10 protein-coding genes and 1 riboswitch are annotated in these 14742 nt (G+C 69.0%); of the genes, 8 read left to right on the top strand and 2 right to left on the bottom strand.

The genetic code is table 11. The features are described 5' to 3' along the window. The first annotated feature begins 8 nt into the window (after positions 1-8). From EES48_RS10195 to EES48_RS10175, 5 genes are all read left to right on the top strand, one after another. A complete protein-coding gene (locus EES48_RS10195; RefSeq protein WP_122466405.1) occupies positions 9-1070 on the top strand; it encodes a DUF2125 domain-containing protein in 1062 nt (353 codons plus the stop codon). Then, positions 1070-1747, top strand: a complete 678-nt coding sequence (locus EES48_RS10190; RefSeq protein WP_122466403.1) for a hypothetical protein — start codon at positions 1070-1072, stop codon at positions 1745-1747. The genes EES48_RS10195 and EES48_RS10190 overlap by 1 nt, the downstream gene beginning before the upstream one ends. A 32-nt stretch (positions 1748-1779) precedes the next feature. Further along, complete coding sequence (gene hisC / locus EES48_RS10185; RefSeq protein ID WP_122466400.1) at positions 1780-2883, top strand: histidinol-phosphate transaminase; 1104 nt, start codon at positions 1780-1782, stop codon at positions 2881-2883. A gap of 616 nt (positions 2884-3499) precedes the next feature. After that, positions 3500-4225 (top strand): acetoacetyl-CoA reductase, encoded by a 726-nt coding sequence (gene phbB / locus EES48_RS10180; protein ID WP_122466398.1) that lies wholly within the window; start codon positions 3500-3502, stop codon positions 4223-4225. A 49-nt stretch (positions 4226-4274) separates the two neighbouring features. Beyond that, complete coding sequence (locus EES48_RS10175) at positions 4275-5069, top strand: DUF4908 domain-containing protein (protein ID WP_162998111.1); 795 nt, start codon at positions 4275-4277, stop codon at positions 5067-5069. Between the two features lie 3 nt (positions 5070-5072). On the opposite strand, the gene EES48_RS10170 is transcribed toward EES48_RS10175, so the two are convergent. Continuing rightward, positions 5073-7331, bottom strand: coding sequence for a hybrid sensor histidine kinase/response regulator (locus EES48_RS10170; protein ID WP_122466392.1), 2259 nt, complete (start codon positions 7329-7331; stop codon positions 5073-5075). A gap of 178 nt (positions 7332-7509) precedes the next feature. Here EES48_RS10170 and EES48_RS10165 point away from each other — a divergent pair, with 178 nt between their 5' ends. Both EES48_RS10165 and EES48_RS10160 read left to right on the top strand, forming a co-directional pair. After that, positions 7510-8880, top strand: coding sequence for a sensor histidine kinase (locus tag EES48_RS10165; RefSeq protein ID WP_122466389.1), 1371 nt, complete (start codon positions 7510-7512; stop codon positions 8878-8880). A 47-nt stretch (positions 8881-8927) separates the two neighbouring features. After that, the gene (locus tag EES48_RS10160; RefSeq protein WP_240623314.1) at positions 8928-9818 is read left to right on the top strand and encodes an aldo/keto reductase; all 891 of its coding nucleotides are present in this window, start codon (positions 8928-8930) and stop codon (positions 9816-9818) included. Here EES48_RS10160 and EES48_RS10155 read toward each other — a convergent pair. Then, entirely contained in the window at positions 9802-11616 is a 1815-nt protein-coding gene (locus EES48_RS10155; RefSeq protein ID WP_122466387.1) for a TonB-dependent receptor plug domain-containing protein, read from the bottom strand. The genes EES48_RS10160 and EES48_RS10155 overlap by 17 nt on opposite strands. 150 nt (positions 11617-11766) lie before the next feature. Beyond that, positions 11767-11967, bottom strand: a riboswitch (cobalamin riboswitch). Between the two features lie 57 nt (positions 11968-12024). Here EES48_RS10155 and mutS point away from each other — a divergent pair. Then, entirely contained in the window at positions 12025-14739 is a 2715-nt protein-coding gene (gene mutS, locus EES48_RS10150; RefSeq protein WP_122466384.1) for a DNA mismatch repair protein MutS, read from the top strand. The last annotated feature ends 3 nt before the right edge of the window (positions 14740-14742 follow it).

Below are 14742 nucleotides of genomic sequence, written 5' to 3'. Positions count from 1 at the left end.
GAGGCCCCATGGCCGCCGACACCTCCGCTCCCCGCCCGCGCCGATCCGGGCCATCGCCGATGGCCGGGCTGTTCGTCCTGCTCATTGTCGGATTGGTGGCCTGGACCGGCTGGTGGTTCTGGCTGGTCAACCGGGTAGAAGGCGAGATCGAGGCCCGGGCCGAGGGGCTGCGCGAGCGCGGCTGGACGGTCGAGTGGCATGATCAGCGCATCTCGGGATGGCCGTTCCGCGCACGGTTCGAGGCCCGGCACGTCACCATCGCCGCGCCGTCCGGCCATGCGATCTCGACGCCTCGCATGATCGCCGAGGCCAACGCCTACGCCCCGACCCACTGGGTCGCCGTCGCCGAGGAGGGCCTGGTGCTGACGCGCGGCGAGGACAAGGGACGAGTGGCGATCGGGGGCGGAGCGGCCCGTGCCAGCGTCACGCGTCTGACAGCCCCGCAGCCGACGTTTGCGCTGCAGCTGGTCGAGCCTGAATTCACGGCGCTGCCGGGGTCCCAACCCTTTCCGCTGTCCGGGGCCGATCGGGTGGAGGTGCACCTGCGCCAGCATCAGGTGCGAGACGACGAACCCTCCAGTCCGGGTCGACAGATCGACGTCTTTTTCCGCCTGGAAGGGGCGCGCGGCCGGCCGCAGGGGCCGATTGATCGCATGACCGCCGACGCGCGGCTGGATCTGCTGGTCGAGGCCGTGGTGGACGACGCCGAGGCTCTGCGCGGCGCCGACATCCCGACGGCCTTGGCGGCCTGGAGCGCGGCCGGCGGTCGATTCCAGACGGTCAAGGGCGAGGTCCGCGCCGGCGACGCCGAGGCCCTGATGACCAGCCCGGTGCTGACACTGTCGGAGGACGGACGGTTGCAGGGTGTGGTCACGCTGGACGCACGTCGCGCCACACCAATGCTAGATAGCCTCGCCGGTCGCGACGCCTCCGGCCAGGTCGAGGGTGCCCCCGCCGCACCGGCACCGACGCCGGATACCGCACGGCCGGTAGAGCTGGAGCTGATTTTCCGCGACGGCCGCGCCTATCTCGGCGCCTTCCCCATCGCCCCCGCGCCCAAGCTGTTCTGATGCTCGAGGAGCCGCATCTCGACGAGGCGCGGTTGGCGCTGGACGCGGACCTCGGCCTGGCCCTGGCGGCGAGGATGCGGGCCCCGACTCTTTCGCGCGACGCAGAGGCCATCGCCCTGAGACGCCTGGTCACGGCTGCGCGCAGCAGGGCCGAGGCCGAGGCGCTCAAGGCGCTATGGGGGCGGATAGAGGCGGCCGCGCGACCGCCGCTGATGGTCACGGCGCATACCGCCGCCCTGGCGGCAGACCGCTGCGGGCGCGGCTTCGATGTCGCCGCCGATCCCGAGGCGGCGCTGCGCGGCGCCGAGGCCGGCCGCCCGGCCCTGATCGAACTGGAGGGTCGCGCCTGGTGGGGTAAGCTTTTGGTGCGGCCCTCGCTTGCGGTGGTCGCCGCCCTCCCCGACGATCCGCACGGCCGCCCCACCGCTCTGATGATCGCGTCAGAACCGCCGGGGCCGACCGGCGAAGACCGAAGTTTTTGGGTCACGGACTCCGCCGAGGCCACGCCCGTTATCGAGGACGCCCTGGCCCGCGCCGGCCTGCCCGGGCGACTGCTGCACGCCGGTGGCGGCTTGAAGCTGTTCATGCTGGCGGGCTATGTGCAGCGCGAGGACGGGCGGCTGGCAGGGCTGCCCGGCGACTTGGCCGGCGTCATCGGCGCGGCCCCGACCTTCTGACCGCCCGACCTACTGATCGACAGCGAGAGCCGATGACCGACACCCCCACGCCCAAACCCGGCATCCTGGACATCGCGCCCTATGTCGGTGGCAAGTCAGCCATCGCCGGCGTCGCCGAACCGATCAAGCTGTCATCCAACGAGAACGCCCTGGGCGCCGGCGAGAAGGCGCGCGCGGCTTATGAGGCGGCGATCAAGAACCTGGCTCTCTATCCCGACGGCCGCGCCGCCAGGCTGCGAGACGCCGTGGCCGAGCATCATGGGCTGGAGCCCGAACGGCTGATCTTCGGCAATGGCTCGGACGAGGTCTTCGCCCTGCTGAACCAGACCTATCTGGAACCCGGCGACAATATCGTGACCGGCCAGTACGGCTTCCTGGCCTATCGGATCAGCGCCAAGGCCTGCTCGGCCGAGGTCAAGCTGGCGCCCGAGCCCGACTTCAAGGCCGAGGTCGATGCCCTGCTTGCCCAAGTCGATGACCGCACCCGCATCGTCTATGTGTCGAACCCGTCAAATCCGACCGGCAGCTTCAACAGCGCCGAGGAGATCCGGCGGCTGCACGACGAGCTGCCCCGCCGCATCATTCTGGTGGTCGATGAGGCCTATGCCGAGTTCGTGACCGAGCCGTCGTGGGAGAGCGCCTTCGATCTGGCGCGCGAAAGCCAGAACCTGGTGGTGACCCGCACCTTCTCGAAAATCCACGGCCTGGCCGGCCTGCGTGTCGGCTTCGGTTACGCGCCCCTCGGCGTGGCCGAGGCGGTGGACCGCATCCGCCTGCCGTTCAACGTGTCCGTTCCGGGCATCGAGGCGGCCGTCGCGGCGCTGGGCGACGAGGCGCACGTCGAGGCCTCGCGTGATCTGGTGGACACCTGGCGGCCGCGCCTGACACAAGCCTTGCGCGGTTTCGGCTACGAAGTTCTTCCCAGCGCAGGCAACTTCGTCCTGATCCGCTTCACCGATCCCAAGCGATCGGCCCAAGCCGCGAACGATTATTTGAATTCCAAGGGAATTATCGTGCGCCCGGTGGGAGGGTACGGCCTGACGGACGCGCTGCGCGTCACCATCGGCACGGAAGACCAGAACCGCGCCGTGATCGACGCCTTGAGCGAATTTGCGGCCTCCGATCCGAAATCCTGAATAACTCTGTTATAGCGCTTTAGGCGGGACGCACCTCCGCGAACTTCGCAGACGTAATCTGTTGCCGGGCGCCCATCGCCCGGTCCAACGGCAAGCGCCAACAGACCTCCGCGGTCCTCGCAATCCGAACGAAGCGCCTCCAGTTCCCGGCTGTGGGCGGATGGACCCGTCGCGACGCAACCCGCCAGATTGATTGCCAGGCTCGCGCCAAGACTGACGACGACACGTCTCACCGGCGCCTATTCTCGGATCCGACCTGAAGAGACGCCCGTGACCTGGCAGACATAGTCGCTTTGGGGCCGGGCGTAGGTGGCGTTTGTGCGCGGCGAGAGGGTTCCACCCCGCGCCAGACAGTCAGCTTCCATGCGCTCAAGGTCTGACTGATAACTCGTCGAAGCGCCGCTTGCGCAAGCCGATACGGTCAGCAGACCCATCAGCGGAATGATCGTGAAGAGTTTCATCGTCAGCGCTGCTCTCGAGAACTGTTGGGTCATTAGGAAGGTAATGCCGGAGCCGCCGCGACGTTGCCTGATCTTTCGTCGCAACTCCGTGAGGCTTAAGACGTAAGTGACACACAAGCCTCGAACTCAATCGCGGCGACAGGGAAGGATACACCATGGCGAGAACAGCCTTCGTGACGGGCGGCACCCGCGGCATCGGCAAGGCGATCGTGCAGCGGCTGAAAGAGGACGGCCTCCAGGTCGCGGCCGGTTATTCCGGTAATGAGGAGGCAGCCCGCGCCACGGCCGATGCGCTCGGCGTCACCGTGATCAAGGGCAATGTCGGCTCGTTCGAGGACTGTCAGCGGGCGGTGGCCGAGGTCGAGGCGGCGCTGGGCCCTGTCGATGTGCTGATCAACAACGCCGGGATCACGCGCGACGGCTTCTTCCACAAGATGACGCCGGAACAGTGGTCCGACGTGATCCGGGTCAACATGGACTCCGTCTTCAACATGACCCGCCAGGTCATCGGCGGCATGCGTGATCGCGGCTGGGGCCGGATCGTCAACATTTCCTCGATCAACGGCCAGAAGGGTCAGATCGGTCAGACCAACTATTCCGCCGCCAAGGCCGGAATGATCGGTTTCACCAAGGCCCTGGCGCTTGAGAACGCCCGCAAGGGCGTGACGGTGAACTGTATCGCCCCCGGATATATCGACACCGAAATGGTCGGCGCCATGGACCAGAAGGTGCTGGACTCCATCGTGGCGCAAATCCCCGTGGGTCGCCTGGGCAAGGGCGAGGAGATTGCCGACATGGTGTCCTGGCTGTCGGGCGAGCGTGCCGGATATGTCACAGGCTGCACGCTCAGCCTCAATGGGGGCCAGTATCTGGTCGGGTGACCGCCGTTCCGCCCAAAATCCGCCGGGGTGAAACGGCTTAGTGCTGATCATGCAGTTTGTAACCCGATCCGGCGCGACACGGTCGTCGGACGTGGGGGCGCTCGCCCTCGCGTTCGCGGCGGCCCTCGCCGTGATGGGGGTCGCGCCTGCGGCAAGCGCTCAGCAGCGTTCGAACGTTCAGGCCGAGCAGAACCGGTCGATCGGCCAGCGGGTCTTCAGCCGCGGTCTGCCGATCATCGCGCGCTACGCCAGCGCATCGGGGGAGGTCTTTGTGCTGGACCGCAGCGGCCCTCGAACCCTGCTGCGCTTCGAGGATGAGGAGGAGGTGTTCGCCCTGCGCGCCCAGGCGGCGCCGCGCGGCGACGTCGTCTATCGCAACGATGCCGGTGAAACCGTGCTGCGGATCAGCCGGGAGGGAGGGCTGACGCTCTACTCGGATCAATCGCCCTCCGGCTCGCCGGTCTTCTCTTTTGGGGCCGGTGAGCCCCTGGAGCTGGACCAGATGAGCTCGGCCGAGCTGGCCGCTCATCTCGGACGCCAGAGCCGCCGCGCCAACATCGCGTTGGGGCGGATCGTGTTCTTTCTCGCGATCGAATTGCCGCGAGGCAGCGAGGCGACGGTTGCTGACGCGGCCACCGGCGCCGCCAATGTCCTGATCGCCATGGCCGCCAATCCCGCAAGCCGCGAGGCCGCGCGCTCGGTGCGGCGGGTGGAGATCCTTCAGGGGAGGCGCGCCGGCGCCAACCTCTCGGGCGGGACGCTTCGGGTGTTCATCGATCCCGGCGCGGGCGCCTCGGGGCGTCCCTCGTCGGCGCGACTGGTCGCGGCCATTCAGGGTCGTTGAGCCTCAGGCCGCTTCGGCGGCTGCGGGTTCGGCGGCGCGCGCGATCAGACCGATCAGGTCCGCCGCCGAAAAGGGTTTGGCGAGATGGGCGTCGGCCCCCGCCGCGGCCGCAGCCGCGATATGCTCCGGCAGGGCGTTGGCCGTCAGCATGACGACGGGCGTGGGCTGGAGGCCCATAGCCGCTTCGTGCAGCCGGATTTCGCGCGTGGCCGTAAGCCCATCCATCACGGGCATCTGCATATCCATCAGCACAATGTCGAAGGCTTCATTTCGGAATGCGGCCAGAGCGTCGAAACCCGTTTCCACCGAGGTCACGCGGGCGCCCGTGGGGCCGAGGATGAGCTCGACCACCCGCCGGTTGGTGGCGTGATCGTCGGCCAGAAGCACGGAAAGCGGCCCGACAATCGCATCCTGCTCGGCCTGCGCCGGAGACACGGCGCGCGGCGCCTCGGTCGGCGGGAGGGGAATGTCCAGAACGAAGACGGAGCCTCCGCCGGGTTCACTCTCGCAATCCAGCGCGCCCCCCATCCGTTCTGTCAGTTGGCGACAAATGGCGAGTCCAAGTCCCGAGCCGCCGAACCGTCGGGTGATGGCGCCGTCGGCCTGTTCGAACCTGTCGAACAGCCGCTCGCGCGCCATGGCGTCGAAGCCGACACCGGTATCCTCGACGGTGAAACGCACCAGTGGGCCGCGTCGCTCGGCGTGCAGCACCACCCGGCCGTGATCGGTGAACTTGACGGCGTTGGAGACCAGATTGGTGAGCACCTGCTTCAGACGGACGCAATCACCCGCGACCCAGCCGTCGGCGCTACCGCCGACCTCAATCTCGAGCCGCAGCCCTTTGGCCCCGGCCGCGTCGGCGTAGAGACCCCCGGCTTCGTTCACCGCGCGCGTCAAATCAAACGGCTCGGTGGCGATTTCAAGCCGCCCGCTTTCTACTCTCGCCAGATCCAGGATGTCGCTCAGTAGCTGTTTCAGCGTCGCGCTGGACGACTGCACCAGATCAAGCAACTCACGCTGGCGCACATCCAGGTCCGTCGTCGCCAAAGCCTCGGAAATGCCGATGACGCCATTCAGCGGTGTTCGAATTTCGTGGCTCATATTGGCCAGGAATTCGCTCTTGGCGCGGTTGGCGGCCTCCGCGGCGTCGCGCGCCTGGGCCAGGGCCTCCGCATCCCTCTTCAGGTCGGAGATGTCGTTGACCACGGTGACGAGGCCCCCGTCCGACGTTCGTCGGTCCTGGACACGGAGCCAACAGCCATCGGCCGTGTGCTGTTCGACGGTGGATGAGAGCGCACGCCGGGCGGCCATGCGGTCGGACAGCCACGCTTCCTCACAACCCTCGGCCTCGGGATAATGGCCCTGTTCCAGTTCAAAGCGGATCAGGGATTCAAAGCTTTTTCCGGTCTTCAAAATTTCCGCTGCTTCGGGATTCATCTCCGCATAGCGTGCGTTCCACACCACCAACCGGTCGTCCGCGTCGAAGAACGCCAGTCCATCCGGCATGGCGTCGATCGCCTCACGCAGGCGATCCAGCATCGCGGAGCGGGACAGCACGGTCGCGAAAATGGCGAGTGTCGCCCCCGCCACCGCGACAGCTCCTCCAAGGATGATCAGCACCCAGACGCCGAGCTGGCTGATCACGGTCCCGGCCGGTTCGGCGGCGTCCGGCGCGAGGCTGACCGCCGACAGGGCCACCAGGTGCGCTCCGACAATGTTCAGTCCGCCGACCAGACCGCCGATCACAGCGCCCCGCCGCGCCCACCGCCGCCCCGCGTAGAATCCCAAGGCGCTCACCGCCATGGCGGTCGCCGCCATGGCGGCCAGGGTGTCGAGGCGCCAGACTAGGTCGGGTGCGCCTCTCAAACCGGAGGGGCCAAGACAGGTCATGGCCGCCAGAGCCATGCCCATCGCCGCGCCCGAGCTGAGCGCCTTGGCCCACCCCCGTCGCAGGGAAAGGCTGCAGGCGGCGGCGCAGCCCAGCACCGCAAGGCCGAAGGCGAATGCCGTGTCGGCTGGCGCGACGGCCAGACGCGCGCCCAGCGCGTGGCTCAGCATCACCAGCATGTGCGCGGTCCAAAGGGCCGCAGCCAACACCAGGACCGTGGAGAACAGCAGAGCGCTCCGACCCTCCCGCGAACGCGCGGCGCGCCGCACCAGGATCGCACAGGTCGCCGAGGCCAGGGTCGTTATCGCCCAGGCCGCCACCAGCAGTCGCCAGTCGTGCTCGACAGTCAGAATGGCGATCAGCCGATCCGGCAAACGGCGCTCCCCCACGCGTCAGAGACCGACACACAACCACGCCCAGATGAACAAAGCGTAGGCGCGGGTCATACGTCCGTCGCATGCGGCCGCCATCATGATGGACCGTCTCCAGCCTCGACCCCTCATGTCGCTCGCGTCATTGTCTCCGGATCATCCGCCCCCGTCGCGATTCGACATGCCCACAGAACTGTCGCCGCCTCGCCGTCCTCCGCGTCTGAGCCGCACGACGTGGCTATGGGGCGCGGCCGCTGTCGCCGTCGTGGTTGTCGGACTGGCGGGCCGCGTCGAAATCGCCATCGCCTTGGGGCTGGGCCTGATCGGAGGGGCCGCCCTGCAGCGTCTGACCCGGGCTCGGGCCGACACCCTGGCCCGCGCCGCTTCCTCGATCGAGGTCCCACAGGGCCCTCACCTGCTGGAAGCGGCTTTGGACGGACTGCCAGATCCGCATCTGGTGGTCGAGGCGACCAATCCCGCCGACCTGTCGGCGCGCCGCATCCGTTTCGCCAACGCAAAGGCCATCAGCGTGCTGAAGGTATCGCGCCAAGGTGCGGCTCTGGCTGCCGCGGTGCGTGACCCCGCGGTCCTGGAAGCCATCGACGAGGCCCTGTTCGGCGGCGCAGCGCGCGTCACCGACTACGAAACCGGGGGGGCGCAGACGCGGTTCTGGCGGGCCTACACCGCGCCCTTGCCCGCTGACGGCGTTTCACGCGCCGTGGTCCGACTCCGCGACGAGACCGACGCCCGGCGCATGGAGGCGATGCGGGTCGATTTCCTGGCCAACGCCAGCCACGAACTTCGCACCCCCTTGTCGGCTCTGGCCGGATTTATCGAAACCCTGCGGGGTCCGGCCCGCGACGACGAGATCGCCCGTGAGCGTTTCCTCGGCATCATGAGCGTGCAGGCCGACCGCATGAGCCGGCTGGTCGCCGACCTTCTGTCGCTCAGCCGCATCGAGATGAATGAGCATGTCCCACCCACGGGTGAGGTGGAACTCGGAGCCGTGATCCGTGACGTCATCGACGCCACCACCCAGATCGCCGCCCAGCGCGGCTCCGACCTGACCTTCAAGGACGAAACGGACGGACCGATCCGGGTGGTCGGCGACCGCGACCAGCTGGTGCAGGTGGTCCAGAACCTGGTCGACAACGCGGTGAAATATTCGCCGCGCGGGGATGAGGTCATCCTGACCCTGGCCAGTCCGCTGACGCACGACAAAGCGCTGGAGCCACGAGACTCCGATCTGTCGCGGCTGCCGCTGGTCACCCCCGACCGCCAGCGTCAGGCGACCTACGCCCTGATTACCGTGCGGGACCGAGGCGCCGGCATGGCGCGCGAGCACCTTCCGCGCCTGACCGAGCGCTTCTACCGGGTCGAGGGCCAGAAGAGCGGCGAGAAGTCCGGCACGGGCTTGGGTCTCGCCATCGTCAAACACATCATAAATCGCCACCGCGGCGGGCTGTCGGTCGAGAGCCGAAAGGATGCGGGGACGGTCTTCTCCGTTTTCCTCCCTCTGGCCGAACACGGCTTTCCCGGTAACGACCGGTAAGGGTTTCGATCAGCGGTCCTTAAACTTTGCCGGTCACTATCGGCATCGTGATCCGCCCGTCCGATCCTCACCCCTGCGCCAAGCTCGCGATCAGCGTCGCGACCGCCGAGGCGCGTCCAGTGATCGGCGGCCAGCCGCAGCCGGCCGAGGATCTGGTCCGCACCCTGCTCCAGACCGCCGCCGACGGAGGCGTCAGCCGCGTCGCCGTGCGACCGGGCGGCGAGGCGGAACGTCAGCTGGGTCAGGCCTGGCCCTTTCCCTCGCCCTTCTCGGTGTCCGTCCGCACCCTGCCGATCAGCGAGGGGCTGGACCGGGTCGAAGCCCGCGCCCGCCGCTCACTCGAACGCATGGGGCTGCCGCGCGGCGATGTGCTGATGGTCCAGGCGGCCGATGACCTGGCCGGCTCCGAGGGCCGCGCCCTGTGGGACCGCTGCCAGGCGCTGAAGGCGCGCGGTCTGTTCAAACGCGTCGGGCTGAAGCTGACCATGGACGACGGCCCCGCCCTGATGGCGCGGCGCTTTCTGCCCGATGTGGTCGAAATTCCCTGCGGCCTGCTGGATCAGCGGGCCGAGCGGGCCGGCGTGCTGGCCGAACTGGCCGAGCTGGGCTGCGAGGTCCGGGTCTCGGGCGTCTTCGCCAGGGGCCTGCTGTTCGGGCCGCGCGAGGCCATGGGCTTCGAGGCGCCGGACAGCCAGACCCGCGCCGCCGTCAGTCGGGTGCGCCTGCGCCTGGCCGAGGCGAGGCTGGACCCGATGCAGGCAGCCCTGGCCTATGCTTTGGGCCTTGAACATGTCTCCGTCGTGCTGATCGGCGCGCGTTCGGCCGCCGAATTGCGCGCCGTGATGGCGGCGGCCGGCCAGCCGGCGCCCCAGATCGACTGGGGCGCCTTCTCGCTGACCGAGGCGCCGACGGCGCGTCGGGTCAGTAGCGCAGCCTGACCCCGACATAGGCGCTGCGCCCCGGCTCACCGTAGCCGAGCACCTGCTGATAATGCTCGTCGGCCAGGTTCTCGATCCGCGCCGTCAACTCGACTTTGTCAGTGACCCGCCAGCCGCCATTCAGATTGGCGGTGACGAAGCCGTCACGCACGCCGCCCGCATCGTCCTGATCGCTTTCGGCCCGCACCGTCAGGGCGGCCGACAGCCGGTCAGCGGTCCAGCCCAGGGTGGCCGAACCTGAATGCTCCGGCACGCGCAGCAGACGGCTGCCGTCGCTCTCGTCAACAGCATCCGTCCAGGCGTAGGCCAGGGTGAGGTCGAAGCCGCGGCCCAGGATCGTCTGGCCCTCCAGCTCGATGCCATCGGTGCGGGTCTGGTCGATATTGACGTAGACGCTGTCGAAGGTGGTCAGATCGGTGACATAGGTGATCTGGTCCTCGACCTCGAGGCGATAGAGGGTGGCCCGCATGGACGCCCGGCCATCCGCCGCCTGCCAACCCAGGGCGATTTCGACCCCATCGGCCCGCTCGGGGCGCAGTACCGGGAAAGGCTCGGCGGAGAAGCAGAAGTCGCAGACCGCCTGGCTGATCGACGGAGCCTTGAAGCCCGTGCCGTAGGCGCCCGACAGGATCAGACCCCTGCCCAGATCGTAGGCCGCCGAGACGCGCCCGGTGGTCTCGGAGCCGAAGTCATCCGTGTCATCGAATCGGAGCGCGCCCGACAGGTTCAGGCGCGGCGTGAGGTCGCCCCGCGCCGTGGCGAAGACCGAGGTGGTCCCCAGTTCGTCGGACAGGCCGCTGGACAGGGAAGCCTCGCTGTCCTCGCGCTCGGCCCCGAAGGCAAAGGCCGCCGGCCCCGCCTGACCGTCCGCCTGCCAGCGCCACACCCGGCGCTCGCCGGAAAAGACGCTGGGGAAGTCCGAACGGATCTCGCGATCGATTTCTGACGCCGACCAGCTCAGTTGATGATCCAGACCCAAGGCGCTCAGGCGCAATCGTCCGTATCCGGACCATTGCTCCGACGACTGACTGTCCTCGGTGTCGGCCAAGGCGAAACTGGGGGCCGGAAAGCCGTCGATGTCGGCGTCGCTCTCGCTCCAGCGCACGGCGGCGTCCAGTCCGGCACGGGGGCTGAGCTCGACCCGCCCGCGCAGGCCGGCCGAGGTGTTGGTGAAGCCGTCGTCCTCGGTATTCCCATCCGCCTCGTCGGCGGCCGAGATGCCGTCGGTGTCGAACCGGGAGACCCAGCCGGACACCGCATAGGCCTCTTTGGCCACGCCCACGCCGATCCGCCCGCGCACGGTGTCGAAGCTGCCCGCCTCGGCCAGGGCCTCGATGCCTTCGGTCTCGCGTGTGGTGAAGGCGATCACCCCGCCGATGGCGTCCGATCCCCACAGCGACGACTGCGGGCCCGAAAGCACCTCGATCCGCTCGACCCCGCCCAGGTCCAGCCCGGCGAAGTCATAGGCGCCCGAGACATCGGCCGGATCGTTGACGGGGACGCCGTCGATCAGGACCAGGGTCTTGCCGACCCCAGCGCCGCGCATCCGGACCTGGGCGACGCCTCCGAACGCCCCAGTGCGCACCACCGACAGGCCGGGCACATCGGCCAGGATGTCGGCGGCGAAGACCGCGCCGCGCTGCTGGATGCGTTCTTCGGTGATGACCCGGGCGCCGGGCGTCTCGGCGACCAGACCATCGACGCGGGTGGCGGTGACGACGATCTCGGGCAGGGCCGTTGTGTCGTCAGTGGGCGCGCCGGCCAGGACAGCGAGCGCGGTGATGAGGGTGGCGGACATCTGTCCCGTCTCCATTCAGGCCCCTGGCGACAGCGCGCGCCCGGGGCGATGAAAAGCGACCGACCCGCCACGGCCGGGAGGCCATAACGTCGCGTGGTCGGGTCGCTTCGACGGATCAGTCCCCGCGTCTCTGTCTGGTCCCGGACAGCGGACGAGCGACGTCGGCGGCCAGGTCTCCTGGCTTGCGGGTCGTCAACCGTCGTCCAGGCCTTCCCGGATTTCCGAAGAGATCCAGTGGCCCCGATGCGATGCACCGGATCGGACGACGGCCTCGCCGCCTACAGTTGCGGGCACAGCCGCGGTGTCTGACCGCGTTCCCTTAACCGCCGGAGCCGCCTGTGGACCGTTTCGACGGCGGCATCAAGCCGCTTGAGGCCATGCGCCTGAGCCTTCATCCTCTGGCGGCCCATGAACGCTCACGTCCCCCCGCCCACGCTCCAGTCCGCCTATGACCTGTCGCCCGAGGGGGCGACGCCGGTCATGGCGCAGTTCATCGCGGCCAAGCAGGAACAGCCCGACGCCTTGGTGTTCTTTCGCATGGGCGACTTCTTCGAGCTGTTCTTCGATGACGCCGAGGTCGCGGCCAAGGCGCTGGGCCTGGCGCTGACCAAGCGCGGCAAGCACCGGGATCAGGACATTCCGATGGCGGGGGTGCCGGTCCACGCCATGGACGGCTATCTGGCCCGGCTGATCCGCCAGGGGTTCAAAGTCGCCATCTGCGAGCAGCTGGAGAGCCCGGAGGCGGCCAAGAAGCGCGGCTCCAAGGCCATTGTCAGCAGGGGCGTGGTCCGCGTGGTGACGCCCGGCACCCTGACCGAGGACAGTCTGCTCGACGCGCGTGGCGCGAACCGGCTGGCGGCGGTGTCGGTGCGTAAGGGACAAGCCGCCGTGGCGGTGGTCGAGCTGTCGTCCGGGGCGGTGGAGGTGGTCGGCTGCGCGCCCCAAGACCTGGCCGCGACCCTGGCCGCCTTCCGCCCGTCCGAGGTGCTGGTCCCCGACCGGCTGTTCTCCGATCCCGATCTGGCGGCGGCGCTGAATGCGTCGGGCGGTGTCGTTCAGTCCATGCCCCAGGCCCAGGCCGACCCGGCGGCGGGCGAACGACGCATCGCCGCCCTCTACGGCGTCAAGGCGCTGGACGCCTTCGGAGCCTTCGAGCCGGCCGAGATTTCGGCGCTCGGCCTCGCCGCCGCTTATCTGGAAACCACCCAGGCGGGACGACGCCTGGCCCTGTCGCCGCCGCGCCGGGCGGAGGACGCCGGGCGGCTGGCGATCGATCCGGCCACCCGCGCGGGGCTGGAGATCGACCGCGCCCAGGACGGCGGCCGCGAGGGCAGCCTGCTCAATCAGATCGACCGCACCGTCACCGCCGGCGGCGCCCGCGCCCTGACCGAACGGCTGGCGCGTCCTCTGACCGATCCCACAGCCATCGCCGGCCGGCTGGATGTGATCGACTGGTGGCTGGAACGACGGCCGCTCCGTCGCGATGTACGAGACGCATTGTCAGGTTCGTCTGACATGGCTCGGGCGGTGACCCGCCTGTGCCTGTCGCGCGGTGGCCCCCGCGATCTAGCCGCCGTACGGTCTGCCCTGGCCGTGGCTGAGCGGCTGGCCGGACAGGTCGCGGGTCCCGGCCCCCTGGACCCTCCTCCGCCAGCTGGCCTTTCCACGCTGCTGGCGGCATTGGGCCCGACACCAGACACGGGCGCCCTCCTGGCCGAGCTGTATGAAGGTCTGGTCGAAGAGCCGCCGCACCTCGCGCGCGATGGCGGCCTGGTCCGGCCTGGATTCCGGCCCGAGCTCGACGCCCAGCGCACCCTGCGTGACGACAGCCGCAAGGTCGTGGTCGAGATCGAACAACGGGCCCAGACCGACGCCGGCGTGCCCTTCAAGGTTCGCCACAACGCCGTACTCGGCTATTTCCTCGAGACCACCGCAAAACACGCCGAGCCCCTGCTGGCCGCGCGGCGCGAGGACGGCGAGGCCAATCCCTTCATCCACCGTCAGACGCTGGCTAGTCAGGTTCGCTTTACAACCGTAGAACTATCGGAACTGGACGCGAAGATCAGCCAGGCAGGGCAACGCTGCCTCGCGATCGAGTCCGAGATGTTCGAGGCCTGGCGGGCCCGCGTCGAGGCTTTGGCCGGCCCCTTGCGCGCCGTCGCCGAGGCCTTGGCCGAACTGGACGTCGCCACAGCCCTCGCCCAATGGGCCGAGGAGACAAACGCCGTCCGTCCCGAGGTCGACGACAGCCTGATCTTCGTCGTCGAGGCCGGCCGCCATCCTGTGGTCGAGGCGGCGGTGACGCGCGAGGGCCTGCCCTACACGCCCAACGACTGCCGCCTTGACGGCTCGGGCGCCGATTGCGCGCGGCTGGCCCTGGTCACCGGACCGAACATGGCGGGCAAGTCCACCTTCCTGCGTCAGAACGCCCTGCTGGTCGTGCTGGCCCAGGCGGGCTGTTTCGTGCCGGCGGCGCGGTTGCGGCTGGGCATGATCGATCGGCTGTTTAGCCGCATCGGCGCCGGCGACGATCTGGCGCGGGGCCGCTCCACCTTCATGATGGAGATGGTCGAGACCGCCGCCATCCTGACCCAGGCGACCGAGCGCAGCTTCGTCATTCTGGACGAGATCGGCCGTGGCACCGCCACCTGGGACGGCCTGGCCATCGCCTGGGCCACCGCCGAGGCTCTGCACGAGACCAACCGCGCCCGCACCCTGTTCGCCACCCACTATCACGAGCTGGCGGCGCTGGAGGACCGGCTGGACCATGTCTGCAACCTGTCCATGCGGGCGCGGGAATGGAATGGCGAGCTGGTCTTCCTGCACGAGGCCCACCCCGGCGCGGCCGACCGCTCCTACGGCGTCCAGGTGGCGCGGCTGGCGGGCGTCCCGCCCAAGGTCGTGGCCCGCGCCAAGTCTGTGCTGGAGCGGCTCGAGACCGAGAAGTCGGCGCCCGCCCGGCTGGAGGATTTGCCGCTGTTCGCCCTGGCCGAGACCACCGCGGCGTATGCGCCCGCTAAGCCCTCGGCGGTCGAGACGGCGCTGGCCGACATCGACCCCGACGACCTGACGCCGCGAGAGGCTCTGGAGGCGCTGTATCGGCTGAAGGGGCTTGAGACGTGATGG

Origin of the sequence: Brevundimonas lutea (assembly GCF_003704105.1) — a bacterium.
Lineage (GTDB): Bacteria > Pseudomonadota > Alphaproteobacteria > Caulobacterales > Caulobacteraceae > Brevundimonas > Brevundimonas lutea.
The sequence above is the reverse complement of the archived record's forward strand: the minus strand, read 5'-3'. Positions and strand labels throughout refer to the sequence as shown.

What these genes read in the sequence shown, in the direction of transcription:
- EES48_RS10195 (WP_122466405.1), top strand. Translation starts at nt 9, where the DNA reads ATGGCCGCCGACACCTCCGCTCCCCGCCCGCGCCGATCCGGGCCATCG.
- EES48_RS10190 (WP_122466403.1), top strand. Translation starts at nt 1,070, where the DNA reads ATGCTCGAGGAGCCGCATCTCGACGAGGCGCGGTTGGCGCTGGACGCG.
- hisC (WP_122466400.1), top strand. Translation starts at nt 1,780, where the DNA reads ATGACCGACACCCCCACGCCCAAACCCGGCATCCTGGACATCGCGCCC.
- phbB (WP_122466398.1), top strand. Translation starts at nt 3,500, where the DNA reads ATGGCGAGAACAGCCTTCGTGACGGGCGGCACCCGCGGCATCGGCAAG.
- EES48_RS10175 (WP_162998111.1), top strand. Translation starts at nt 4,275, where the DNA reads ATGCAGTTTGTAACCCGATCCGGCGCGACACGGTCGTCGGACGTGGGG.
- EES48_RS10165 (WP_122466389.1), top strand. Translation starts at nt 7,510, where the DNA reads ATGCCCACAGAACTGTCGCCGCCTCGCCGTCCTCCGCGTCTGAGCCGC.
- EES48_RS10155 (WP_122466387.1), bottom strand. Translation starts at nt 11,616, where the DNA reads ATGTCCGCCACCCTCATCACCGCGCTCGCTGTCCTGGCCGGCGCGCCC.
- mutS (WP_122466384.1), top strand. Translation starts at nt 12,025, where the DNA reads ATGAACGCTCACGTCCCCCCGCCCACGCTCCAGTCCGCCTATGACCTG.